We start from the raw sequence: 23,976 nt of genomic DNA, 5'->3' as shown, positions 1-23,976 counted from the left end.
GCGAGACGCAGTGGTCGTTGATGTTTTTGCTTTAAACAAGCTACTAGGGAATTTAAGTAGTATGTTGGGCCTGCTTAAACTCAGGTGGCTCAATATTGAAATCTAAAAAGGTAATTTAATGAGTGAAGTTCGGCAATCTGCCACCGCCATCAATGAAGTAAAACATTACGAAACCGTCGCTGAAGATATTGTTCCTATCAGTCAGAAAATCGCATTCGGTGTTGGCTCTCTTGCTAACCAGTTGTTCGCAGCTGCGCTGGGTGTCTTTATGATTGTACTGGTTATGGGATTAGGTATGGATCCTTTTCTGGTTGGCGTTTTAGGGGCGGTGCCTCGCGTGTTTGACGCTATTACCGATCCGCTGATGGGATACATTTCTGATAACTCAAGAACCCGCTGGGGACGTCGCCGCCCGTATATCTTTATTGGCGCCATCATTACCGGTGTCGCATTTATGCTGATGTGGCAGATTTATCCGGAAAATGGTGAAACCTATAACTTCGTCTACTTCCTGGTACTTTCTCTGCTGTTCTATCTTGGTTATACCATTTTTGCTACGCCACTGGTTGCCCTTGGCTATGAGATGAGCCCGGATTTCCACGAGCGTACCCGTATTATGGCGGTATCCCAGTGGATCGGCCAACTGGCATGGATGGTTGCGCCATGGTTCTGGGTGATCATTTATGATCCTAGTCTTTATGATTCAGCTGCCGTCGGCAGCCGGGATTTAGCGATTTGGGTCGGCCTGATTTGTCTTGTTTTCGGTATTGTGCCAGCTATCTTTTGTAAAGAGCGGGTACTTCCTGTGCAAGCGGCTGAAAAACTATCGTTTTCGTCGCTTGGTTCGACGATGGTTAACTTCTTTAAGGGGATCTGGCAGACATTTAGATGCCTGCCATTTGTACAGCTGTGCAGCGCGACTTTCCTCGTCTTTAACGGCTTCCAGACGGTTGCTCAGTTTTCCTTCTTTATTATCGTGTTCTATGTCTTTAATGGTGATCAGGCAGCGTCGGGTACCTGGCCTGCATGGTTCGGTACCATCAGTTCGCTTTGTACCTGTTTGCTGGTTATTCCGGCGATCACCAAAATGTCGCAGAGAATGGACAAAAAGAATACATTTATCATTGCAACACTGATCTCTATTGTTGGTTACATTATGAGATGGTGGGCATTTGAACAGGCGCTCAATGAGGACACTCACTGGATGATGTTTGTTTCGCTGCCGCTGATGACTTTCGGTATCGGTGGTCTGTTCACAATTATGATGTCAATGACGGCCGATGTTTGTGATCTGGATGAACTGAATACCGGTGAACGACGTGAAGGCGTATTCGGCGCGGTGTACTGGTGGTTTGTGAAACTGGGTACGGCGATTGCGATGCTGATGTCCGGCTGGGTGTTAAGTGCTATTGGTTACGGAAGGCTGGAAGAGATCAGAAACTCTCTCCAGGCGGGCGAAGCGCTGTTACATATGCCGGAGGCGGTAGAAATTATTAACATGCTGCGTATGGCTGATATTGTGGTTCCGGTGTTTACCGCATTGCTCGCAATTTGGGTTATGTGCAAATACAACTTTACTGAAGAGCGTGCCCATCAGGTACGTAAAGCACTTGAAAAGCGCCGTGGTAAAGTAAAGCATAACGACGAAGCCTAATTTAAGACGCTAACTTGAATAAAAACCGCGGCAGTGTAACTGCCGCGGTTTTTTTGTTTAAACGCCATTAAGTACGGGGGCAGGTCGATTCAGCGATTGAGGGAACAATTGTTACTCCAGATTTGGGCAGATGGCCTACGAATGTTCACGGATGAGTCACCATATGCAAATTTTTGTGCTAACCGCCTAATTCAACTGCTAATATTAAAGTGAAATATTGCTTAATACCGAATAGACATGGATGGAACGGGATGGAACGGGATGGAACGGGATGGAACTGGCTGGAACTGGCTGATTTTCAGGGGCATTGATGCAAGGTGGTTGGTTAGAAAAAGCCTTAGGCAGAATTGGTGAGTGTTGTTGGCTTTACCTGATAAAACAATGACTTCCATTTAATAATAATGCAACCTTAACCGAAAGGTGCGCAATATGATTAGCAAAACATACCAGCAGTACAGTAAATCCGCGCAAACAACAGACGCACGGACCTTTGACGCCATTATCATCGGCTCTGGTACCGGAGGCATGAGTGTCGCCTCGTTTTTAGCCCAGGCCGGAAAACGGGTACTTCTGCTCGAACAACATAACGTACTCGGGGGATATACTCATACGTTTGGCCGTAAGGGATATGCATGGGACGTCGGTTTGCATTATGTAGGTCAGGTTCATCTGCAAGGAAGTGTATTAAACAAGGTCTTTCGTTATATTTCCAAAGACAAACTGCAATGGGCCCCGCTTGATGACATCTATGACCGGGCGGTGTTTGGCGATAAAGAATACGTATTTCCCAGAGGAAGGGAAAATCTGAAGGCCAAGCTTAAGGAATATTTCCCCGAGGAGCAGGATAGGGACTCAATTGATCAGTATTTCTCGCTGCTTGATGAAACCCGCAATCTGGGTAGTGGGTTTTATATTGAGAAAACCTTGCCACCATTGTTAACAAATCTTTTTGGCGACTTTCTTCGTCGCAGTACCCTGAAATTTTCTGACCTGACCACATTAGAAGTGCTCCAGGGGATCACTGATAATCCGAAACTGATTGGCGTGCTGACTTTTCAATATGGCGATTATGGTTTAGAGCCGTCAAAGAGCAGTTTTTACATGCATGCCCTGCTGGCTAATCACTATATGGAAGGGGCGGCTTATCCGGTGGGTGGGGCATCAAAACTTGCTGAGTGTATCGTTCCGATCATTGAGGAGTCGGGGGGCGTCGCTTTAACACAAGCCGAAGTGCGTGAGGTGATCGTCGAAAATAACAGCGCGGTTGGCGTTCGAATGAATGATGGCGAAGCGTTTTACGCCAAGAGTGTGGTCAGTGCCACCGGTATTGTGAGTACCTATTCATCTTTGTTGCCGGAAGAAGTGAGCAAAAGGCATCAGCTGGATAAAATAATCAGCGAGTTGGAACCTGCAACGGCCCATGCCGGGTTATATGTCGGCATCAAAGAATCCCCTTCGACGTTAAAATTGCCCAAATGTAATTACTGGGTTTTTCCTCAGCAGTACGATCATGACCGGGGGCGGGCAGAGTACACGGAGTTTGCCTCCCCATTACCGGTCGCTTTTGTCTCATTCCCTTGGGCAAAAGACCCTTCAGCAGAACAAACACATCCCGACAGAAGCACCGCAGAAGTTGTGATTCTGCTTCCCTATGACTGGTTTGATAAGTGGGAAGATACGACATGGCAGAAACGGGGTGAAGAGTATAACGTGCTCAAAGAAGAGCTGGCCGGACAAATGTTAGAGCAGCTGTATCGTGTTGCTCCGCAGCTGAAAGGGAAAGTTGATTATTACGAAGTCTCGACTCCGCTCAGTACGCGGCATTTTTCCCATCATAAACAAGGTGAGATTTATGGTATTGCCCATTCACCCCAACGCTTTCAACAGAAAGCGCTGCGTGTCCATACACCGGTAAAAAATCTGTATCTTTCCGGGCAAGATATCATGACGGCCAGTATTGCTGGTGGCACCATGGCGGGGCTGTTGTGTGCATCGACTATTTTGAAGAAGCATCTACTATGGACAGTAAACAAAACCATAAAAGAGATCTAAATCAGCGTATTGCCATTCTGGGCGCGGGGGCGGCAGGGCTCAGTGCCGCTGAAGCGCTGAGACAAAAAGGCTATAAGCATATCACTGTCTTTGAGCGCACCGACCATGCCGGGGGAAAATGCCTGAGTGTTGAAATCAACGCAAAAACCTATGAGCTTGGTGCGGGGATTTTAACGAAAAATAATACCATACCGCTTGGGCTGGCTAAGAAGTATCACGTCCCGATAGAGCCGGCAGATTTTGGTCACAGCATGTTCGTTAATAAAGACGCTAAGCCAATCCCCAAGCAGTCACTGGCGTTAAAGCTGAAAGTGTTATGGCAGCTGTTTTTCCGTTACCGGCGCCTGCTCAATCAATACAAACAGCTGGAATCTCCCGGCTTTCACCACCTTTCGCCGTCTGTCACCTTGCCATTTGAACAATTTGCCCAAAATAAAAAAATTACCGATTTAGCCAATTTTTTCAGTCTGTTTCTCACCGGTTTTGGCTATTGTTATTCGGATAATGTCCCCACCGCTTACGTGTTGAAGTACGTTAACTGGAAAACGATTGTTGCTTACCTGAAAAAGCAAGTTTATATCTTTCCTGATGGTATTCAGGGATTGTGGACGCGTGTGGCAAGAGAGCATGATGTCCGGTTTAAGGCAAAGATCACTAACATTGACCGGGCTGAAGGCATAACCATCAGTACCGAGTCGGGGACAGAAGAGTTCGATAAGCTTATCGTCACCACGCCTCTGGACGAAACCTCGTTATTTATGCATTTGAGCCGGCAAGAGCAGGCGCTGTTTGAAAAAATCATGTACCTCGATTATCAGACCATTCTCTGCACAGTAAATAACTTTGTTGAAAAGACCGGCTACGTGCCGGAGAACTTTATCAGAGAGCGTGAGGGGCATCCTGTGTTCTGGTACTACCGGCAAGCAGGGCAGCCTGTCTACTCGTTTTATGTTCTGACTGATAAAAGCTCCAGCGAAGCCGAAGTGACAAATAATCTAAACGCCTTTGTACGCAAAACTGGTGCAGAGATTGAGTCGGTTCATCAGTTTATCCACTGGAAATATTTCCCTCATGTCGGAACCGAGGAGATGAGCAGTGGTTTTTATGACAAACTTGAGAAGCTGCAAGGTGGGCAGAATACCTACTACGCCGGCGAGATACTCAATTTCAGCTGCGTGGGATTCACCTGCGAGTATGCCGATGATTTGGTTAACCGGTATTTTTAAGTATGAAGGAATGCCGGTTCCAGTTTTATATACCCAAGTAACCTCGGGATGCGAGTGGCAGCACAGCCATGTTCACATGCTCTCGGCGAACGGTAACACTTAACCTTACTAAGCAAAGAGTGGAATATTCCTGATCTTTGCCATCATGACGTTACATTTTATCCCACCCCTGCAACTCAATGTTTGAGTGTATTGCCCTGAGCAGGCAGTTTGACGAGATGTTCTCCCGTCCTATAGTTAAAGAGGACTTACTGAGAACCATAAGGGGGATGCATGACCTCTCGCATTTCGTATTCCAAACTAGATAAAGCTTATACTCCTAATTTTAGGAACAAAATCAATATGGCAAGAAGCACTAACGATGTATATGACGTGTTCTGCTACACCGTTGCGACTATGCTCAATGAAATCACCGAAACCAATAAATTCAGGGATACTGACATTGGCTTCTTCCCGGAAAGAGAATGCCATTATGAATTTGATGTTGATTTGCAGCGAGAGCCCGGGCTTGCACAGTGTCTGGACAATTCAGAACTCAGTCGCATCCTGGATGAAATGGCACAGGCAGCAACCAACCGGCATACGCACCTAATGAAACATCCGGAGAAAACTAACTCAAAAATTATGCGCCATTAATTAGCTTGAGTGAATTACCAAGATATTGTTTAGTGTTTACATTTGCAGCCAAAATAAAAAGGTGAAGCAATTTACTTCGCCTTTTTTTATTTAATCATCAAGGCAGTTTCGATAGCAGCGTCATCAAACCAGAAGGCTTACTTGCCATAGGCTGTTTCCCTCCTTGTTACGCAGGAGTATTCCATCAACGTGCAGGATATTGTGACAAACGGATAACGGGGATCCATCAATGGATTATTACACAGCGTGGTTATACCGACATCATCGGCCCGGCACTGGAATCCGAAGCGATGGAGTTGGCACAACGTTATTTTGGCTCTGTGACCCAAATAGCGTCAGGCAAGCATTTGCGCCTAATAGTGGCTCGACATCTGCGTAACTCTTAATGTGCTTGCTGAGTCTTCTTTTTGAACCCTAGGAGGGATAAAGGTAGTGAAGCCGTTTATTTTCAGAACCGTACCAGGAGGTGCTTGATGAAAAGACAGGTCATAGTAAGCACTAGTGCGTTATGTGCAGTGGTTTTGGCGATCGGCATATATCAACTGGGCAGCATGGGAATTTCCCATTGCGATAGCGGATTAGCTGTGGGGGTGGATAGCTCTGACCTGGGAAGTCAGCCGTATTTTTCTCCTGACTATTTACAGGCGCGGGAGAAGTTTCTTTCCGTGGTCAATAAGACGGGCGGTACTATCGAAAGTATTCCTTTTTCACATACTGGCCCGGAAGGCAAACCGCTTTTCATGGATGTCGCACTACTTGGAGCACAAGATGCAAAGCAGTTTGTTCTGGTGATGTCGGGTATTCATGGTGTAGAAGGTTTTGCCGGTTCTGCTATCCAAACCGGTGTTTTAAGTGAGGGGATTGCTTGGCGATTACCTGCGGATACCGCCTACTAGTGATCCATGCTGTTAATCCATATGGCATGGCTTATCTGCGTCGGTTTAACGAAGATAATGTGGACGTAAACCGAAATTTTGTAGACTGGAGCAAGCCGGTACCGGAGAACCCGGAATATAAACGGCTGGCAGATGTGATTGCACCGCTTTCTTTATCATTTGGGTCGGAGGTGGCAGCGTGGGCACAGCTACTGTGGTATCGGGTGAAGCAAGGAAAAGCCGCAGCCCAGGCCGCAATAAGTGGTGGACAGTATTCGCATCCTAAAGGGCTATTCTATGGAGGAGCGGCGAATACATGGTCAAATCGGCAGTTACGTTCAATTTTTCAGCGTTATCTTTCTCACGCAGAGCGGGTTATTGTTATTGACGTTCATACTGGTCTTGGTGAGTTTGGCAGTGCCGAGATAGTACTTAATTCACCAGAAGACTCTCCTGAGCACCTCAGAGCGCTTGCCATTTGGGGGCCTGCATTAGTTGAAACAACCACTAGCGGCAACTCCGTCTCTGCGCACCTTGAAGCTTCGTTCAAACTGGCGGTTGCGGATACGTTACCAGGTTCGGAAGTCACCTCAGTGAGTCTGGAATACGGCACCTTTCCACCTATGGATGTGTTCAGAGCAATGCGTGTCGAAAACTGGCTGTATCATTACGGGGGTACAGCCAATCCTGAAGCTGCACAAATAAAGCAATGTATGTTGCGTACCTTCTATCCAGACTCTGCGGAATGGAAAGCGTCGGTGTTGAATAAGGGCAAGCAAGTTATTGAGCGGGCGCTCAGCAGCTTAGAGTCACTCTAGGTAAGGCCCGGCATTGCCGGGCATGTGTTAGGCAGACAGTTTAAAACTTTGCTATTACGCATACGATCAGCAGATAAACTCAACGCAGCGTTGGGTGCTGGTTTATAGGTAACGCCCTCTTAAATGCGCCTGGAAGTAGGCATCATTCAGGGACTCCCCAGTAGCCTGTTTCACTAGCTCATCCGTTGTTAGCAAGCTACCTTTGCTCCAGATGTTGTCAGACAGCCAGGTAAAGATAGGAGTCAGATCACCGCTGCGGAGCACCGCGTCAACATCGACCGTTTGCTTCATCGCTGCCATAAACTGCGCGGCGTACATCGCACCCAACGTGTACGATGGGAAGTAACCAAACGCCCCGTCCGTCCAGTGAATATCCTGCATGCAGCCATCTTTGTAATTGCCCTGCGTCGAAAGGCCTAAGTAGGCTTGCATCTTTTCATTCCACAACTCAGGCACGTCGCGGTGGGAGATTTTGCCGTTAATCAGATCGCGTTCGATTTCGTAGCGCAGGATCACGTGGGCAGGGTAGGTTAGCTCGTCGGCATCGACGCGGATGAAGCCTTTTTCTACTCGGGTATAAATGTTCGCCAGATTTTCTTTGCCAAATTCATCGCCCTGGAAGTAGTCAGACGCCAGATGCGCCAGATGGTCAATGAAGGCTTCGTTACGGGCGATCTGCATTTCGAAGAACAGCGATTGTGACTCGTGGATCCCCATGGAGCGGGCCTGACCGGCTGGGGTGCCGGCTAATGACTTCGGCAAGCCTTGTTCATAACGGGCATGACCGGTTTCGTGGACGATCCCCATCAAAGACTGGACGAACTCACTTTCATCGTATCGGGTGGTGATACGCACATCGGTCGGTACGCCACCACAAAACGGGTGGATACTTTCATCCAGACGGCCGTGGTTAAAGTCGAACTGGAGCAGTTTCATTACGTCCAGCCCGAGTGCCTTTTGTTTGTCTGTCGCGTAATGGCCGTTAGGTAGCACGATTTGGTGACTGCGCTGCTTGTCAATTGCCGCATCAATCAATGATGGTAGCCAGGTTTTGACATCCGCAAACAGTGCATCCAGTGATGCCGAGGTGGTTCCCGGCTCGTAGATATCGAGCATCGCATCGTATGGTGTGCTGCCGCTGGCATCGGCACGAATTTGTGCCTCTTCCTGAGACAGTTTTACCACTTCAGCCCAGTTCTTCTCAAAACCGGCCCAGTCATTCTCACTACGCTGAGTACGCCAGGCATGTTCACACTTAGAACCTGCCAGTGACTGCGCCTCAACCAGTGATTCCGGAAGCAGGTTGGCTTGTTGCCATTCGCGTTTTATCTCGCGCAGTACGGCTTGTTGCTCGGTAGAGAGGGTTTGTTCTTCTGCCTGAGCAAACAAATCGCCAAGGTGAGGCTGGGTCATCAGCGAGTGAATATGCACAGACAGCTCTGCCATGGCATTTGAGCGGGCTTCGGCCCCGCCGGCGGGCATCACTGCGGCCTGATCCCAGCTGACTATTGAAGAGAGATGCTCGAAATTGGAGACTTTTTTTGAATGTTCGACGAGTTTTTCGAATGCGTTCATGTGACTACTCTTTATTTTTGTTCTTTCCTTAAACACCCCAAAGGGTTCCTTGAACTTCAGGGTTCGTGTTTGTGCCGCCTGACTGAAGGCTGTCCCTTGCAGGGAAAGGCAGACGGACATTTGTTAATCAATTATTAATTAAACAAAACAGCCCTATTGTGCACAAATTCAGTAACTTGTATAGACACGCAGAAAAGAAGCTTGCACCTGGTGGCATTTGACGGTATTGATGAGGAAGGTTTTATCACGACAAACAATATATGGATATTTTGAATTTTGAGGCGTTTTTGATCGCCATTACTATTTTGACTCTTACTCCGGGGCTGGATACGGCGTTGGTGATCCGCAATACCAGCCGGGCAGGGCTTAAAGACGGTTGTGCAACCAGTCTGGGCATCTGTTGTGGCCTGTATGTCCATGCACTGTGTTCAGCGGTGGGGATTTCGGCGGTGCTGGCCCAGTCGGCTGAGCTGTTTCAGTTGGTGAAAATGATCGGGGCGGTATACCTGATTTGGCTTGGGCTGAGCAGCCTGAGATCACTGGTGAAAAGTGGTGCAGGGATCACCGTAACTGAGCAGGCACACCTTGCGTTCAGCGGTAAACGTTCGCTAAGGGAAGGTTTTCTTTCTAATGTACTAAATCCGAAAACCGCAGTGTTTTATCTGGCGTTTCTGCCCCAGTTCGTTAATCCTGAAGGTTCTCCGCTATTGCAGTCGATGCTGATGGCATCCGTTCACTTTTTGATTGCGATGCTTTGGCAGTGCGGTCTGGCCGGGGCGTTAAACTCGGCGAAAAGCCTGCTTAAAAACGCCAGCTTCATGAAATGGATGGAAGGGACGACCGGGATGGTGCTGGTGGTACTCGGTGTGAAGTTGCTGATTGAAGATGCGCCAAGTGCGTAATGGCGGGGGCATCAGGTAACGCACCCTGCCGAGAACTTAAACAAAAAGCCCGCTGAGTTCAGCGGGCTTTTATTTGGCGTTAATTAGACGTTGACTGCGTCTAATTCATCCGGCTTTGCGCTGGGCGAAAAAAACAATTTGGTTTCCTCCAGCACCACATGACGCAGGGCGATCAGACCAATCAGGTTCGGAATTGCCATCAGGCCGTTCACGATATCGGCGATAACCCAAATCATATCCAGATGCAGGAAAGCACCAGAGGCGACCAGAACCAGAAAGATCACTTTGTAAGGCAGTACCGCTTTGGTACCAAGCAGGAATACCACACAACGTTCACCGTAGTAGTTCCAACCCAAAATAGTGGTAAAGGCGAAGAACATCAAACCGATAGACACCATCATTGGACCAAAGGTTTCGGCGTTCAGGCCTACCGCGAAAGCATGGGTGGTCATTGCCGCGCCGGCATAATCGCTTTGCCATGCACCGGTCAGGATCAGGGCAAGACCCGTCATGGTACAGATAATGATGGTATCAAAGAAGGTACCGGTCATTGAGATCAGCCCCTGTTTAACACAGGAATCGGTTTTTGCTGCCGCCGCTGCCATTGGTGCACTACCCAGACCGGATTCGTTTGAGAATACCCCGCGGGCAATACCCGACTGAATCGCAAGCATAATGCCGGCACCCAGGAAGCCCCCGGTTGCAGCGGTAGAAGTAAATGCTGAAACCAGAACCAGTTCAATTGCAGCAAGCAACTGATCAGCGTTCATGATGATCACGCTCAGACACGCCAGAACGTAAAACACGGCCATAGCAGGTACGACTTTACCGGCAACACTGGCGATCGATTTAATACCACCCAGAGTAACAAACGCTACCAGCAGGGTCAGGATAAACGCTGACAGCTCACGGTTCATGCCCAGCGAAATTTCGCTGGCGTCCAGAATCGCGTTAACCTGCGGGAAAGTACCAATACCAAAACACGCGACACCCAACGCAAACACCGCAAACAGAATTGCTAGAGTTTTAGAGCCGACACCGTACTGAAGGTACTGCATCGGGCCGCCAATCATCTGGCCGTTTTCATCGGTCTTGCGGTATTTAACCGCCAGTAAACACTCGGCGTACTTGGTTGCCATGCCAAACAGCGCAGCAAGCCACATCCAGAATAGTGCGCCAGGGCCGCCCAGTTTGATCGCGGTTGCTACACCAACGATGTTACCGGTACCAATGGTTGCAGATAGCGCGGTACAAAGCGCGGCAAAGCTGGAAACGTCACCTTGTTGCGAAGATGACTTATCTCTACTGAACACCATCGAAAGTGCGGTCGGTAAGTGTTTAAACTGAATTAAGCCGAGGCTGAAAGTGAAGTATACACCGGTACCAACGAGCAAGATCAGCAGGGGTGGGCCCCAGACAAAGCTATCGATGGTTTGAAGTAAAGATTGTAGGTCGTTCATGATTTCCCCTTAATAAAACAACTAATAAGGAGAAGAGGGAAAGGATGAGATCAAAAGATCTCAATCAGACATCGGCTACCGATAATCGGGTAGGGAAGTCTAATTATGAGTTAGTTTCTTTCCACTCCTCTGTCCTTTTGCCTGAGAGTTTCACCTTGCAGTGATTGCAAGACTTGCTCCTTCGGCGACCGATTTAACGGTTCTCTCCAGAGGTTCCTCCAACGACAGTCCCCGCTACCAAGGTAGCACCTGAAATAGTTAATTCTTCGGCGGGTTACTCTGGCCAAATGTTGCCATTTGGTTAATAACCACTCTCCTGCAGTCTTCATCGGAACAATTACTCAAGTTAATGAGTAAAGGTTAGTCAATAATGCTGGCCATCATTGACGTGTGAACTTTATCATGTTTTTTCGTCATTTCAACACCTAAACGTTGATTAATTTCCTGCGTGTGGGTGGGGTTTAATTCAAATGTGTTACAGGAAGTCGCCATGTTTATGCTTTTTGGCGGAAGTTAGAGCCTATTTGGCTGATGAATGCTGCTTTTCTTTTTATATTCTGTGGGTATCAGAGGGCATTCGGTCGGTGATAAGTTGTTCAATTGACGAGCAAAAAATAATAAGAACTGGATTTAAAACCTTAAAAACTACGCGATATTAACCGAATGGAACCTAGAATTGAGGTACAATAAGCCACTCAGTAACTCTCTCGGGAGGCTCTGGTTCTTCCGTTCTGACAAGGAGGTTGTATGACCAGGTTATTAGCCATCGCGGTACTCATTGCGATAGCGTTTGTTTTATTTCGTTATCGTACCAATGAAAAAGTGCAGAAGATCACCGTCATTGTGTTGATTGGGGCTTTTTTGCTTTATACCGCGTCGATTATGATCGCAGAACTGGCACGCTAGGCTTCTCACCAGAGATCTTGGAGTAAATTACGGTGACTTCTCAAAAAAATATTGAAGAACAAGATGACGTGGTGGTCATTGAAGAGCGCGACAAGCGTACGCATTTATATATTGCTATCGCTGCCGTTATTGGTTTGGCTTTTGGCGGGCTGCTGGGCTCGGTGTTGACGGCCAGTAAGTGGGAGTCAACCTATCAGGTATTAGAAGAGCAATATCAGGCGTTGGCCCAGGATAAAACCCAACTGGTTACGCAGGTGCAGACGCGTGAACAAAGCTTAGATCAAGAGCTGCAAGAGAAACTGACCCAGCAGCTTGCAGAAAAAGAGCTGCAACACCAACAACAGTTACAGGCGCTGCAGAAGCAACTCACAGAAGTCGAGAAAGTTAATCTGTCACTGGAAGCGCAGATTAAACAGCAGCAAGAACAACTGGACTCAACCGCGTCTGAAAACCAAAAGCTCAATCGCCAGGCTGATTTGCAGGCGACAATGTTCGAGCGTTCACGTGAAGTGTTCCGTAAAGAGATGCGAGTGACCCAAGATCTGGAAGCTCTGGAAAAAGAGCGCGAACAACTGCTGCCTAAAATCGAAAAGCTCAAATCAGAGTGCGATATTTTCCTTGAAGGTAAATCCTGGGATGTGAAATCGGACGCGTGCGATAAACATGATGAAGCTAATTCACGTTTAAGCCAGGTGGATCAACTGATCGAAGTGAATAAAATGGATCTCAAACAGATCAAAGCGCTCAGTGAGGAGATGGGGCTGTAATGATCTGATATTATTTAAAAAAGGAGCCTGTCGGCTCCTTTTTTAGTTTGCAATCGTACGATGTGGGTGCCCCGGTATTTCAATATTCGGGTTTGCGCTATCGTTTCCTGTGTAGATTATACATACGTCGGTTATTACGCATTCCTTCATGATACAAATGTGGCATCTAGGATTAATAAGTTCTGGTGCTTTAAATGCCTGGCGATAAGTTCACGTACTTGCTACTTAATTATTCCCATCGGACAATTATGGGCATTTTAGATACCCCAGTTTTAGTTGGGGCAGTAACTATTGTGCCGGGAAGGCGTGGTATGCGTTAATTACAAAAATCATGGCCGAGAAAGCCGTTAGCCAGGCAGAGCGCTTGGCCTGACCGTGTTAGGCAATGAAATAACTGAATCGACTCAAACAAAAAGCCCCTCGAACTTATCGAGGGGCTTGTTCAGGTGATGATTGGTTTATACATCAGTGGGTTTGTGAGCTATACCAGTTTTTTTGATACGCTTTGGAGGCAAACAGTGCATTGGCTTTGGCTCTGTCGATGGCAGCTTGATCGACTGGCATGGATGCCATCGTCTGATCGTCGAAGTTATACTTCATGGTCGCGATCTTCTTACCGGGAGAGAATACCACCAGATTATCGCGGGTGAGGTAACCAAAGTTTTTGTTGTACTGCATCATGGCCCGTTCATCTTCACGAGCCAAAGGCTTGGTCAGGTCACGGCCAATCATCGGGGTTTGCGCATCCACACCAATCAACGATAGCAGTGTCGGTGGCATATCAATGTTGTTGGCCAGTCGGTCATCCACGCGAGGTTGAATGTCTTTGCCCAAAATCAACGCCGGAATGTGGAAGTGTTTCACGGGTACCAGGTTCGCGCCAAAGACGCGTGCATCATGGTCGGCAATGACAATAAAGATCGTATCGTCCCAATAGTTTGACTGCTTGGCTTTCTTAAAGAAACTGCCTAACGCATAGTCAGAATATTTGACCGCATTGTTCCGCGTCATGTGCTCTGCATCATACGGCTCAATTTTCCCCTCAGGGTACTCAAACGGGCTGTGGTTGCTAGAGGTGAATACCAGGCTGAAAAACGGCTGCTCAGATTGGGCTAATTGCTCAAACTCATCGTGCGCTTTGTTATAAAGATCTTCGTCACTTACGCCCCATGAACCGACAAATTCAGGGTTGGCATAGTGCTTTTCTTCGACGATTTGATCAAAGCCGTTACCAAAGAAAAAGGTTTTCATATTGTCAAAGTTCGCTTCGCCACCGTAAATGAACTGGGTGTGGTAGCCCTGACTTTTGAGCAAATCGGCAATGGTAAAGAAGCCGGTCTGGCTTTTGCTTAGTTTTACTACTGCTCGCGATGGCGAAGGCGGGAAACCGGTAGTTACCGCTTCAATACCACGAACGGAGCGGGTGCCGGTGGCGTACATTTGGGTGAACTGCCAACCCTGGGTCATCAGTTCATCGAGGTTAGGGGTTAGCGGCAAACCGCCCATAGAGCCAACAAAACGTGCGCCCAAGCTTTCCTGCAGAAGAATGACTAAGTTCTTGCGTTTACCACGGTACGTTGCTGTGTTGCTATTCATTGTTGGCAGAAGTTCAGGGCTGAACGAGGTTTTTGCTGATGAAGCACGTACCAGTTCAAGCATTTTCTTATCGTTCATCTTGCCATAAAACTCTTCAGCCGATTTTTCAGACTTCATGTTGTTGATGGCAAAAAATAGTGAATAAGATGAGTTCAGCGCCAAGTCGTTTAATAGAGGGTCATTAGAAAACGCTACCATGGCTGGGTTCAGTGGCCGGTGGCCGAGTGAAGAGCGGGCACCAGCAACACCAATCAAAACCACCAGGATAGCTAAAACTGGCCGCCAGATAAGTTTTACCTGCTGAGCGTTGTTAACCAGGTTCCGGCTCCATATCCAGCCAAACCACAGAGTGATGGCAGAACCGAGTGAACCGAGAGCTAACTCGAGCTTGTAACCCGTCCAGAGCATGCTGAATACTTCTTTTGGATAAATCAGGTATTCAACAAACAACCGATTTGGCCTCAGGTCATATTCCAGAATAAAAGGTGCGGTCGCCAGTTCCATGTAAACAATGATCCATAAACCGGCCACGAGCCATAGCCGTAACAATGGCTTCCAGCATTTTCCAACAAAGCCCTGCAACGGCAGAAGGGCAGAAAGTAGCGCCGGAAGAATAAACAGCCAGCAGAGTGTTGCCACATCGACCCGTACACCTTGAGTTAAGATGTATAGCAGATCATTAAGTGCAGGTATTCGTTCAGACAGCCACACCGTTAAGAGAAGGCGCGATAAAGAAAGCGTACAAAGAGAAAAGAAGGCAAAAAGCACAATGGGACGCAGCGGCCCAAAAGCAGGCTTTTTCATTGAGAGTCCTTGTTTAAATCATGGTTGAGTTAGAGAAGGGCGATAGTAGCAAGATAAATGTGTAATAAAAGTGAAAAATACCCAATGAGAATGGTATTTGTGAGGTTGATGTATTTATCGGATGAATGCTTGCCAGTTGAAGTACATTTATTGCGCAAGATGGTAAAGGTCCTCAGCTCACCGTGGCCGATGTAAGTCTTGCAAAGTTTTAAAGGCAACGCGCCGCGACGCAACGCAATGAACTCTGATTATTGCTATTGCGATGCAACAATCAGAGCCACTGTTACGATGATAGTTAAGGTAACAAAAGTGAGTCGATAACGTGTACCATGCCATCTGCCAGGCGGTTATCGATATCTAACAGACCTGCTTCAGACTGGCCCGCAATGATTAAGCCGCTGTCAAAACTAATGGTGTTGCCATCTAGCATCGTGCGCATTTTCGCTCTGGTAACAGATCTTGAGTTGTGAACTCCTTCCGTTACGTGGTACGCAAGTACAGCTGCTACCCCCTCTACGTCGAGCAAATCAACAACGGCATTGAAGGCTTCTGCATCATTGTTGGCTCCGGTCAGGTTGTAAAAAGCCTGATCATTGGGGGCAAAAACGGTAAAGTCGCTGCCATCGAAAACTTCCACAGTACCAGTGGCAATAAGAGCAGCAACCAGGATATCAAAGTCTTCACCATTGGTATCAAAGTCAAACGGTTCGCCAGAGGCGCCTACGGCAAATTCTACAATAGTTGAATCAGACTTCGTTGCCCATTTGGGTGTATTTGCAAAAGCGGGTGTGGCAAGGAATATAACAAGGGTAAGGATCGCTACAGTAGCAGATAATGATCGCATTGAGGTAGTCATCGTCAGTCTCCGTTTCAGGGGTAAATTACATTACCAAGTCCCTCTAAATTACGTGGAGAAAACGTCAGCGGATCATCTTTATTTGTTCAGACAGGCAGAATTAAGGTGAGCTGTCTGTCGTGTTAAACAAACTGGGAGCGGGAAATAACGACCGACGACCAGTCAGATCGGAGAGCGCTGTGGCTTATTTACCGCCAGGTTGAAACCTGCTCTATCCGAATAAGTCGCGCTGGTTTAGCGCTGAGTATTGGTGGCGCTACGAGCTTTGGTGACTTTTTTATGTTCGTACATGGCTTCATCGGCACGTTCCATCAGGGTTTCGGCGTTGTCGTCCGGACGCAGTTCACTGCATCCATAACTGATGGTCCAGTCTGTACCGATGCGTTTTAGTCCGCAAACGGCAAAACGGGATTGAATACGCTGCATGATCGCCTTCGCCTGCTCACTAGTGCATTGGTTAAAGACAATCAAAAATTCATCGCCGCCAATTCTGGCCGAGGCATCGCTACTTTTTATGGTTTGCTCGATCACATTCGCGACGTTTTTGATCATTTCATCCCCCATATCATGGCCATACCAGTCATTGGTATGTTTCAAATCGTTAACGTCTATGAAGCTCACGGCCAGGGGGGTATCAATTTTCAGGCTGTGTTCAATGCGCGTTTGCAACAGCGCCATGATTGCCCGGCGGTTATACAGACCGGTTAGATGGTCATGGCTGGCTTCGTAATCCAGCTCCTGAAATAAGAAGGTTCTCTCGACCTGATAATGCGCGATAGCAAAGGCCAGAAAGGTCAGTAAAGGACCAAGAAATGCCCACAGTGCGATAAGGCCATTCACCAGAGTGGTTTGAGTGTTTTCAATCACAGCCATAGGGGCAAAGAGAACCAGAAATATCTCTTCACTGTTTATGGCTTTGAATGGTGCATAAAGCCGGAGTGATAGATTACGGAAATAATATTCGCCATCTGCGGTTACTACTTTTCCTTGTGTGTGCCCGCTCATCGCTTGCCAGGTTTCCGGAAACTCGTCAGAGAAACGAGCTGCGGGCTTGTTTGGCCACATGAAGCCCCATTCTTTTTCCGCTTGATGGGATTTAAGGTAGAAGCCGTGTTGATTGACAACCGAAGCCACATTTTGAGCAGGAGTTTGTGCCGCGATTAGATCGAAAATATATTGCCCGTTGTAGTTGATGACGGTAGCACCAATAAACCGGGACTGTTTATCATGAATGGGGGCGACAAAGCGGATCGTCGGGCGGAAGGGGCGCTCGATAACACCATGTTCAATGTTCAGGTCAAATTGTGAGACATACGCGGCATCGGTTTGCAGCGGTACAGCTTGCCTGAAATAGTAGCGATTGCCTTTTTCCTGTAGGAGAGATGCCTCGATCGGTTTAAGGCTGCCGTCTGCTAACTGGTCGATACGTATGACTTCGCGCCCGTGCTTATTTAGCAGACGCAACTGGAAGTAGCGCTTGTGGCTGGTACCAACCTGAAACATCAAAGAGCTTAAATGCTGTTTGGCTGCATCGTCATGTTGCAACAGGACAGAGTTGGCCAGTGAGGTTCTGGACAAATAGGCTAAGTCGGCACTGACAAAGCGAAACTCGGTTTCGATATTGTGCTGGATATTGGAGAGTGCTTCCTGATGGTGCTGTTCTCGTGCCTGATCAAGTTTCTCAATACTGCTGGTATAGAACACCGTACTGATAGCGGACAGGAAAGCCAGCATAAGAAAGAGGTATAGCAGCCCTTTGCGGCGTTTTGTTTTGTTAACTACTCTTCGGTGGCGTGCGTGCTCTATCGGCATTACATCTCCTGAAAACTCATTTTAACCAGCCGACACCACGGGCAATTGTTGTCAATGGATGCACAGAAGAGCACGCAGTTTATCATGCCGAATTTCAAATTTGTTCGAAGCAGCCAATTGGAACGGATTCTTGATATACGAGGTGATAGGGTGTTACTTATCAATTATTGATATTGTTGATAATATCAGAAATGGCGGATTATGAGCTATAAAAAAAGGTGGTTAAAAGCGATTTCGCTAAATAGGCAGCAAAGGCGGGCAGTTGTTGACGAAGGTTTACAAAAACAAAAAGCCTGCCACTGGCAGACTTTTCTGATTAGATCTTTATCCGATACTTTCTGTCACTATCGGTTTAGCAGAGTTGCGGGCTTGCCGATAGGCGATGATACTCCAAACGCCGGCAAGTACCCAAAGCCCTGTCCAAAACCGAGCCACCTGCTGCCAGGTTGCCCCCATCTGGTTAAGTGCAAGAAATCCTTTAATTGCCCATGAACTCGGGCTTAGATCGGCAACCCAGAGTAATGGTGCTGGAATTGACTCAACCGGCCAGATAAACCCGGCTAGAAATACTAATGGCATTGAGCTGACCAAGACCACTACCGTAACCAGCTCCCGCCGCGGTAGCAGAAAACCAAGCCAGTTACCGATAGCACAGCATCCGAGTAAAAATGGCAGCAGCAGGGTCAACAATTCAGCAGCATTGGCGGTGTGGTTGATTGCTAACCGATCAAAGCTAAAGCCGAAATAAAAGGCGCTGAGCAGGTAATAGATGGCGATAAAAACCAGACTCCTCACCAGCAGTAGTCGGAGCGGTGAGGTGCGTGACCAGTAGCCTTTACCGTGTTTCTGCGAGCCGGTTTGTAACCCGACAGCCATGATCAGTGTCTGCTGAAGAATAAGCACAAATACTGCCGGTACCACATATTCGATGTAACCCATGGTCGGGTTAAAAGTGGGTTTTAGGTTAAGTTTGATAGCGGAGTAAGCCTGGCTCGCTTTACTTAGCGGGACTCCGTCGATAATCAGTTTGCTTACTTTTACCTGAGCGCCCAGAGTCCCGCCCGCTTTGGCCAGTCCTTCAACCACAGTGCCGTAAACTAAGAAATATGACGCATCCGCTGCAAAAGCGAGGGTAGGGCTGCGGCCTAGCATCAAATCTTTATAAAAATGCTCGGGAATAACCAGAAAACCAGTGACTTCGTGGCGCAAAAACGCTTGTTTGGCTTGTTCAATGGTGTGCGCTCTTTTTACGATCCGTACTTGTGGGGTAGCATCCACCATTCTTTCCAGTTTCAGACTGGTAGCGCTTCCGTCTAAGTTGACCACAGCTATCGCTTGCTCACGCGGCGTTTGTTTGGCATATGGGAGTGGATAGAGAAACGAGTAAAACACTACGCCACCAAACATGGTCAATGTGACTACCGGGTTTCTTAGTAATGCGAGGATTTCAGCTTTAATTAACTGCCAGAGGCTCATAGCGACTTCCTTGCCATGTGGCGTTGTTTGTCGATTAAGGCGGTGACCAAAAGTAACGGAATGGTATAAGCTAACATAGGTGACAACGTAATCAGGGAGTCTGCGACGGATGCACCATAGCTGGCTTGGCCCACCTGAACTTCAATATAATGACTGATGGGGAGCAAGTTTCGCCATGCCTGAGCTAACATGTTCATATCCGAGACAGGAAACGTAATGCCCATAAAGGCGAAACTGGGAGCGGTAAATGCACCGGCAAAACTCATCGCACGTGCAGCGTCCATAGTGAGGAAGAAAAACAACGCCCCCATAATCATACAGGCGATGATAGTGATCAGTTGTGCGAATAATAGCAGTGTAAAACTGCCTTCCATTGGCCAATCTAAGACAACATAAAAACCATATAAGAACAGAGCACCTTGCAGCATGAACACCGGGATATACTGGCTTAAGATCTTGCTCAGCGAGTAGACAGGGCTTGGCGTTAAAAAAGCGAAGATGTCCTGGCTGGTGGCACCGTAAATTCGGAAGTTGGCCGATAGCAGCAGAATCGTGCTGACAACAATACCAATTTGCCAGATCGCGGGCACAATTGCGGTGACCAGGAACTGAGCGTAGTTATTATTGCGATTAAATAGTGCTGTGATCTGGGTGGAAACCGGAACCGCTTTTCCTACAGCGGTAAGCGGGGTGGTACTGCCTTTCGCCAGGATCGCCATTGCCTCTAATTGCGCATCAAAATACCCTTGAGCCTGGACGAACGCTGAGTTGATCAGTTTACCGACTAATATGTACTGACTGTTATAGAAAACGGACAGTTGAGGTTGTCTTTGCTGGAATATGTCTTGATCGAACTGTGGAGGGATCACGGCATAAGCGTAAACTATTCCTTCGATCATCGCATCTTTTGCCTCGCTGGTGCTGGTAAAGTGATGTTTTACCGCCATCGTGGCAGAGGCGTCCAACGATTGGATTAGCTTGCGTGAAAGCTGCGAGTGTTGCAAATCCACCACGCCGATGGGTAAATTACGCGCAATACCGGCAGAAAATACGCCCCAAATGGTAAGCGCAATCAGGAGCGGAACCCATGTCAGGCATGACAATAACCATTTGTCACGCCGTAAAATATGCCGCTGAGAAATTTTCATCGTCATCGTTTTGGCCAGATCTGATTAAAGCTCCACGACAACACTCATACCCATCCGCAGATCTGGTTCAGGCTGTGCTGGTCGTGCTTCAACTTCAAAGGTACGCAGATCGAACCCCTGAGAGGCATCGGTCGTACGCCAGGTTGCAAAGTCACCCATGACAGCAACGTGTGTCACCTTAAAGGTCAGGGTTTTATCCAAAGCTGGCAGGTAGGCATCGAATGTTTTGCCGTGTGGGAAGTATTTTAGCAAATCTTCGCGAACATTCAGCGTTGCCCATGCATCCTGGGTGTCGATAACGGTTACGACCGGGAAACCTTGTGGGGCCAGCTCACCGGTCTGTAAAAGGACCTGAGAGACCTCACCGTCAAACCAACTGTGGATTTGGGTATCTTTGGCATAAGCTTCCACTTCGGCAACCGCTCCCGCAGCCATGCGGGCTTTTTCCGCCGCGGCCACTTTGGTTTCACTGCGTGCACCTTCTTCGGCCATCTGGTACATCTGGTACGCCGCACTTTCGGTATATTTGGCGGCCTGCCACTGGGTCATGGCCTCATCACGTTTTTGTTCGGCTACGACACCGTCTTTGTACAGGTTATTGACGCGACGGTAGGTTTTTTCCATTAAATCAGCCGCTGCTTTGGCTTTTAACCACTGATCTTTTGCCGCCTGGATTTGCTGTTCGCGCGCGCCCTGTTCGGCTTCTTTGGCGAGAGCCCCTGCCGCTTTTTCACCTGCTTTGGCTTGTTCGAGTTTGGCTTCAATTTCCGGGCTGTGCAGGGTGAAAATCAGCTGGCCTTTTTCTATGTTATCCCCTTTACGTACCATGACATCATTGATCCGCCCGGGCACCTTTGAAGAAATGCTGTACTGCTGCGCTTCAATCATACCTTGCAGGCGGGTAGGGGATGGTTGGTAGGCCCGATAAAACTCATAGCCGATCCAGGAAGAAATAGCCAAAGCGCACAGAGAGATCAGAACCGTTTTATTTGATTTGCTTGCCATTGTTTATTTTTCCTTGTTGGATGCCGGAGAATAAGCGCTAGTTTGATATTGGGAAAAGCTGTCCATTTCGCTGCTTAGCGCCAGAAGCTTGGTGAGTGAGATTAAGTAGCGAAAACGCGCTGCTGAGCGTTGCGTTTCGATGCTGGCGACGTAAAGCTGGGCGTCAACCACGTCGAGTGAGGAGGACAACCCCTGGGTAAACGCTTTTTCTCTCAGTGATAAGTTTTCGTCAGCCAGCATGAGACTGGATTCCAATCCGGACACTTCGTCGATGGCCTGCTGAGCTTCCAGGTAGGTCTTTTGTACTAACAGGCTAAGATCCTGTCTGGCTTGGGCTTTCAGGGCGTTAACTTGCGTAACCAGACTATGCGCAGCCTTAACTCGCTCGCTGCGTCCGCTCGATTCAATCAACGGAATTCTCACGCCAACACCGACCAGCCAGTCTGGTTTCATTTGGCTGGCTAAAGAGTCATCTTCATGCAGGCTGTAATCACCGTACAGGTAGACTTCAGGATAGTATTTGCCCTTTTCTGCCTGGATTAAGCTGGCAGCCTGCTTATGTTTGGCTTCCAGTAACGCCAGGCCGGGGTAGGTAGTCAATGTCTGGTCGATAAACGCGGACAGTGGAGGCAGGTTCTGGTTAATGAACAGCGATTCAGCGGGTTCGACTGCATCGTCCTGCGCCAGAATTTTACCCAGTGCGGATTGGGCGATGGTTAAGTCACTGATTGCTTTTTGTGTGTCCACTTTTGCTTTATCCAGCGAGGCTTCTGCCTGCAGGCGCTCAACCCGGGCGATCTGGCCTTGTTGTTCCAGTTTAATCGCAAAGTCGCGGTGTTTTTTCAGTCCGGCTTCAACCGCTTGCCTTGTTGCCAGAACTTCTTTTGCCAGGACGACAGAAAAGTAGTACTTGGACAGATCTTCAAACCGTGCCTGTTGCTCCATGGCAAATTGGCTTTTGGCTTCGTTGGTTTTGCCTTCTGCAGCGGACTGCGCCGCGTTGATCCGGCCACCGGTGAAAATTGGCCAGATCGCACGGATAGAAGATGAAAAAATATCCCGCTCAGTAATGGTGGATGTGGTACTGGCCAGAGCGGAAAAAATGGGCTGAAACACCGGAGGAACGGCAATGTGTTGACCGGTACTGTCGAGGAGCTGTTTACCTGAGACCGTGACATCGGTATCCAGACGTGTGTAGTTGGCTCCGATAGTGATTTGAGGCAGGTTGAGGTTATCGGTAGCGCTCTGCAAATGCTGATAATTTTCCACATTGGCACGTTGTGCTTTAAGTGAATAGTTATTCTCTTGGAGTAGCGTCCAGGCGTTGTCAAAAGTGATAGGAGCTGCATAGCCTACGGAAATAGAGCTACTGAGTAAGCCAACAACCCACAACTTTCCAGTATATGTCATATCGGTCACAATGGTATAGAGTATTAGCTCTAATATTAAAGGAATAGTTTTGCCCTGTTAAGTACAAGTTGTAACGAGCGACATAAAAAAAAGCGCCCAACCCGAGTAACTCAGGTTGAGCGCGTTTGGTCTTGAGGGTTACTTTGTGGAAGGACAGAAGTACTCCGCTCTCCATTCGAGGTGACGTGACCCCCGCATGGTGTTCAACAAGTCCCTTCCACTCATTTGTGGAAATGCCAGCAACACCTTGAGATCGGGAGGGGTCGCCTCACTTTTCTCGTAAGCTCTGACGTGGGTAAAAGTTGAACACATGTTTTCTGACAGCATTGCCTTATCAAGGCATATTCCAAATGTATCTCGTTCCATGTTTAACGTTCCTTCTAAACTACAAAAATTTCACCTCTGTTTTATAGTTATTTCATTGTGCAGGTGGTGTCTAATATGTTAGTCCTGTCGCCAGTCTTTGTATTATTAGTTAAATTTGTGCAAATCACTTGGCGGTATTGTTGAGCATTAAATAGACTTCGATCATCACTGCTGCTGAGAGAAGTTTCCATACTTCCTTTAACTGAAAATTATACAATTAAAAAGCTAAAAACGCCTCAAAAACAGCTAAAACTAGTGTGATCTATGTCAAGAAATATGTGTTAAGTTGTGCATATGGTTTTGCCGTCTAACTATTTATTTTCCTTATAAAAATGTTGATGTCGTCAGTAAAAATGACAGCAAGGTGCTCGTTTTCAGCGAGCCACTGTCATAAATTGCCAAAACCTTGCAGTGAGACTGTTGCTGTGTCCTTGCAGGCTCGATAGTATTGGTGGTTCTGAGGTCCATTTTGCCTTACGTTGTGTTGTTATTTTGTTATAAATAAGGCTGTCGGGTATGTGCTCTGGCTTAGTGTTACGGGTTACTAATTTAGAGCATTTACTCAAAGTAAGAGGTGGTTAAGATGAAAGAAAATGTTACTGGGTTACAAATTTTTAAAGTGCAACAGGTCA

Annotated in this window: 19 protein-coding genes and 1 riboswitch; of the genes, 9 read left to right on the top strand and 10 right to left on the bottom strand. The window is 47.7% G+C overall.

Going from position 1 to position 23,976, the window contains the following annotated elements; genetic code table 11:
• Positions 1–118 precede the first annotated feature (118 nt).
• The 6 genes from P2G85_RS00975 (at position 119) to P2G85_RS00950 (ending at position 7,261) form a co-directional block, all read left to right on the top strand.
• Positions 119–1,654 carry an MFS transporter gene (locus P2G85_RS00975; RefSeq protein ID WP_275862238.1) on the top strand — a complete coding sequence of 512 codons (1,536 nt, stop codon included), beginning with the start codon at positions 119–121 and terminating at the stop codon, positions 1,652–1,654.
• Positions 1,655–2,083: 429 nt separating this feature from the next.
• Positions 2,084–3,706, top strand: coding sequence for an NAD(P)/FAD-dependent oxidoreductase (locus P2G85_RS00970; RefSeq protein ID WP_275862237.1), 1,623 nt, complete (start codon positions 2,084–2,086; stop codon positions 3,704–3,706).
• Entirely contained in the window at positions 3,673–4,932 is a 1,260-nt protein-coding gene (locus tag P2G85_RS00965; protein ID WP_275862236.1) for an FAD-dependent oxidoreductase, read from the top strand. The genes P2G85_RS00970 and P2G85_RS00965 overlap by 34 nt, the downstream gene beginning before the upstream one ends.
• Before the next feature lie 342 nt (positions 4,933–5,274).
• Complete coding sequence (locus P2G85_RS00960; protein WP_275862235.1) at positions 5,275–5,568, top strand: hypothetical protein; 294 nt, start codon at positions 5,275–5,277, stop codon at positions 5,566–5,568.
• Between the two features lie 473 nt (positions 5,569–6,041).
• Positions 6,042–6,464, top strand: coding sequence for a DUF2817 domain-containing protein (locus P2G85_RS00955; RefSeq protein WP_275862234.1), 423 nt, complete (start codon positions 6,042–6,044; stop codon positions 6,462–6,464).
• Positions 6,434–7,261, top strand: a complete 828-nt coding sequence (locus P2G85_RS00950) for a DUF2817 domain-containing protein (protein ID WP_275862233.1) — start codon at positions 6,434–6,436, stop codon at positions 7,259–7,261. The genes P2G85_RS00955 and P2G85_RS00950 overlap by 31 nt, the downstream gene beginning before the upstream one ends.
• Positions 7,262–7,363: 102 nt before the next feature.
• On the opposite strand, the gene P2G85_RS00945 is transcribed toward P2G85_RS00950, so the two are convergent.
• Entirely contained in the window at positions 7,364–8,836 is a 1,473-nt protein-coding gene (locus P2G85_RS00945) for a carboxypeptidase M32 (RefSeq protein WP_275862232.1), read from the bottom strand.
• Positions 8,837–9,096: 260 nt separating this feature from the next.
• Between P2G85_RS00945 and P2G85_RS00940 the strand changes: the two genes are divergently transcribed.
• Positions 9,097–9,738 (top strand): LysE family translocator, encoded by a 642-nt coding sequence (locus P2G85_RS00940; protein ID WP_275862231.1) that lies wholly within the window; start codon positions 9,097–9,099, stop codon positions 9,736–9,738.
• An 83-nt stretch (positions 9,739–9,821) separates the two neighbouring features.
• Here P2G85_RS00940 and P2G85_RS00935 read toward each other — a convergent pair whose 3' ends face one another.
• Entirely contained in the window at positions 9,822–11,198 is a 1,377-nt protein-coding gene (locus P2G85_RS00935; protein WP_275862230.1) for a sodium:alanine symporter family protein, read from the bottom strand.
• A gap of 119 nt (positions 11,199–11,317) precedes the next feature.
• A riboswitch (glycine riboswitch) is annotated at positions 11,318–11,418 on the bottom strand.
• 527 nt (positions 11,419–11,945) lie between these two features.
• On the opposite strand from P2G85_RS00935, the gene P2G85_RS00930 reads away from it, so the two are divergent.
• The gene (locus tag P2G85_RS00930) at positions 11,946–12,104 is read left to right on the top strand and encodes a hypothetical protein (protein WP_275862229.1); all 159 of its coding nucleotides are present in this window, start codon (positions 11,946–11,948) and stop codon (positions 12,102–12,104) included.
• A 32-nt stretch (positions 12,105–12,136) separates the two neighbouring features.
• On the top strand, positions 12,137–12,871 hold the full coding sequence (locus P2G85_RS00925; RefSeq protein WP_275862228.1) for a chromosome partitioning protein ParA: 735 nt from the start codon (positions 12,137–12,139) through the stop codon (positions 12,869–12,871).
• A gap of 465 nt (positions 12,872–13,336) precedes the next feature.
• Here P2G85_RS00925 and P2G85_RS00920 read toward each other — a convergent pair whose 3' ends face one another.
• The 8 genes from P2G85_RS00920 to P2G85_RS00885 all read right to left on the bottom strand — a co-directional run bounded on the left by P2G85_RS00920 (position 13,337) and on the right by P2G85_RS00885 (position 23,344).
• Entirely contained in the window at positions 13,337–15,271 is a 1,935-nt protein-coding gene (locus P2G85_RS00920) for an LTA synthase family protein (protein ID WP_275862227.1), read from the bottom strand.
• A 295-nt stretch (positions 15,272–15,566) separates the two neighbouring features.
• Entirely contained in the window at positions 15,567–16,127 is a 561-nt protein-coding gene (locus P2G85_RS00915; RefSeq protein WP_275862226.1) for a fasciclin domain-containing protein, read from the bottom strand.
• A 234-nt stretch (positions 16,128–16,361) separates the two neighbouring features.
• Complete coding sequence (locus tag P2G85_RS00910; protein WP_275862225.1) at positions 16,362–17,939, bottom strand: sensor domain-containing diguanylate cyclase; 1,578 nt, start codon at positions 17,937–17,939, stop codon at positions 16,362–16,364.
• A gap of 324 nt (positions 17,940–18,263) precedes the next feature.
• The gene (locus P2G85_RS00905) at positions 18,264–19,415 is read right to left on the bottom strand and encodes an ABC transporter permease (protein WP_275862224.1); all 1,152 of its coding nucleotides are present in this window, start codon (positions 19,413–19,415) and stop codon (positions 18,264–18,266) included.
• The gene (locus P2G85_RS00900) at positions 19,412–20,569 is read right to left on the bottom strand and encodes an ABC transporter permease (RefSeq protein WP_275862223.1); all 1,158 of its coding nucleotides are present in this window, start codon (positions 20,567–20,569) and stop codon (positions 19,412–19,414) included. Before P2G85_RS00900 ends, P2G85_RS00905 begins: the two co-directional genes overlap by 4 nt.
• Positions 20,570–20,587: 18 nt before the next feature.
• Positions 20,588–21,568 (bottom strand): HlyD family efflux transporter periplasmic adaptor subunit, encoded by a 981-nt coding sequence (locus P2G85_RS00895; RefSeq protein WP_275862222.1) that lies wholly within the window; start codon positions 21,566–21,568, stop codon positions 20,588–20,590.
• Between the two features lie 3 nt (positions 21,569–21,571).
• The gene (locus P2G85_RS00890; protein ID WP_275862221.1) at positions 21,572–22,978 is read right to left on the bottom strand and encodes a TolC family protein; all 1,407 of its coding nucleotides are present in this window, start codon (positions 22,976–22,978) and stop codon (positions 21,572–21,574) included.
• A gap of 138 nt (positions 22,979–23,116) precedes the next feature.
• Positions 23,117–23,344 carry a hypothetical protein gene (locus P2G85_RS00885; RefSeq protein WP_275862220.1) on the bottom strand — a complete coding sequence of 76 codons (228 nt, stop codon included), beginning with the start codon at positions 23,342–23,344 and terminating at the stop codon, positions 23,117–23,119.
• Positions 23,345–23,976: the final 632 nt, after the last annotated feature.

The sequence above is a fragment of the Vibrio sp. CAU 1672 genome (assembly GCF_029223195.1).
Taxonomy (GTDB): domain Bacteria; phylum Pseudomonadota; class Gammaproteobacteria; order Enterobacterales; family Vibrionaceae; genus Vibrio.
Note: the sequence above shows the minus strand (reverse complement) of the source record. Positions and strands in the feature narration are given on the sequence as shown.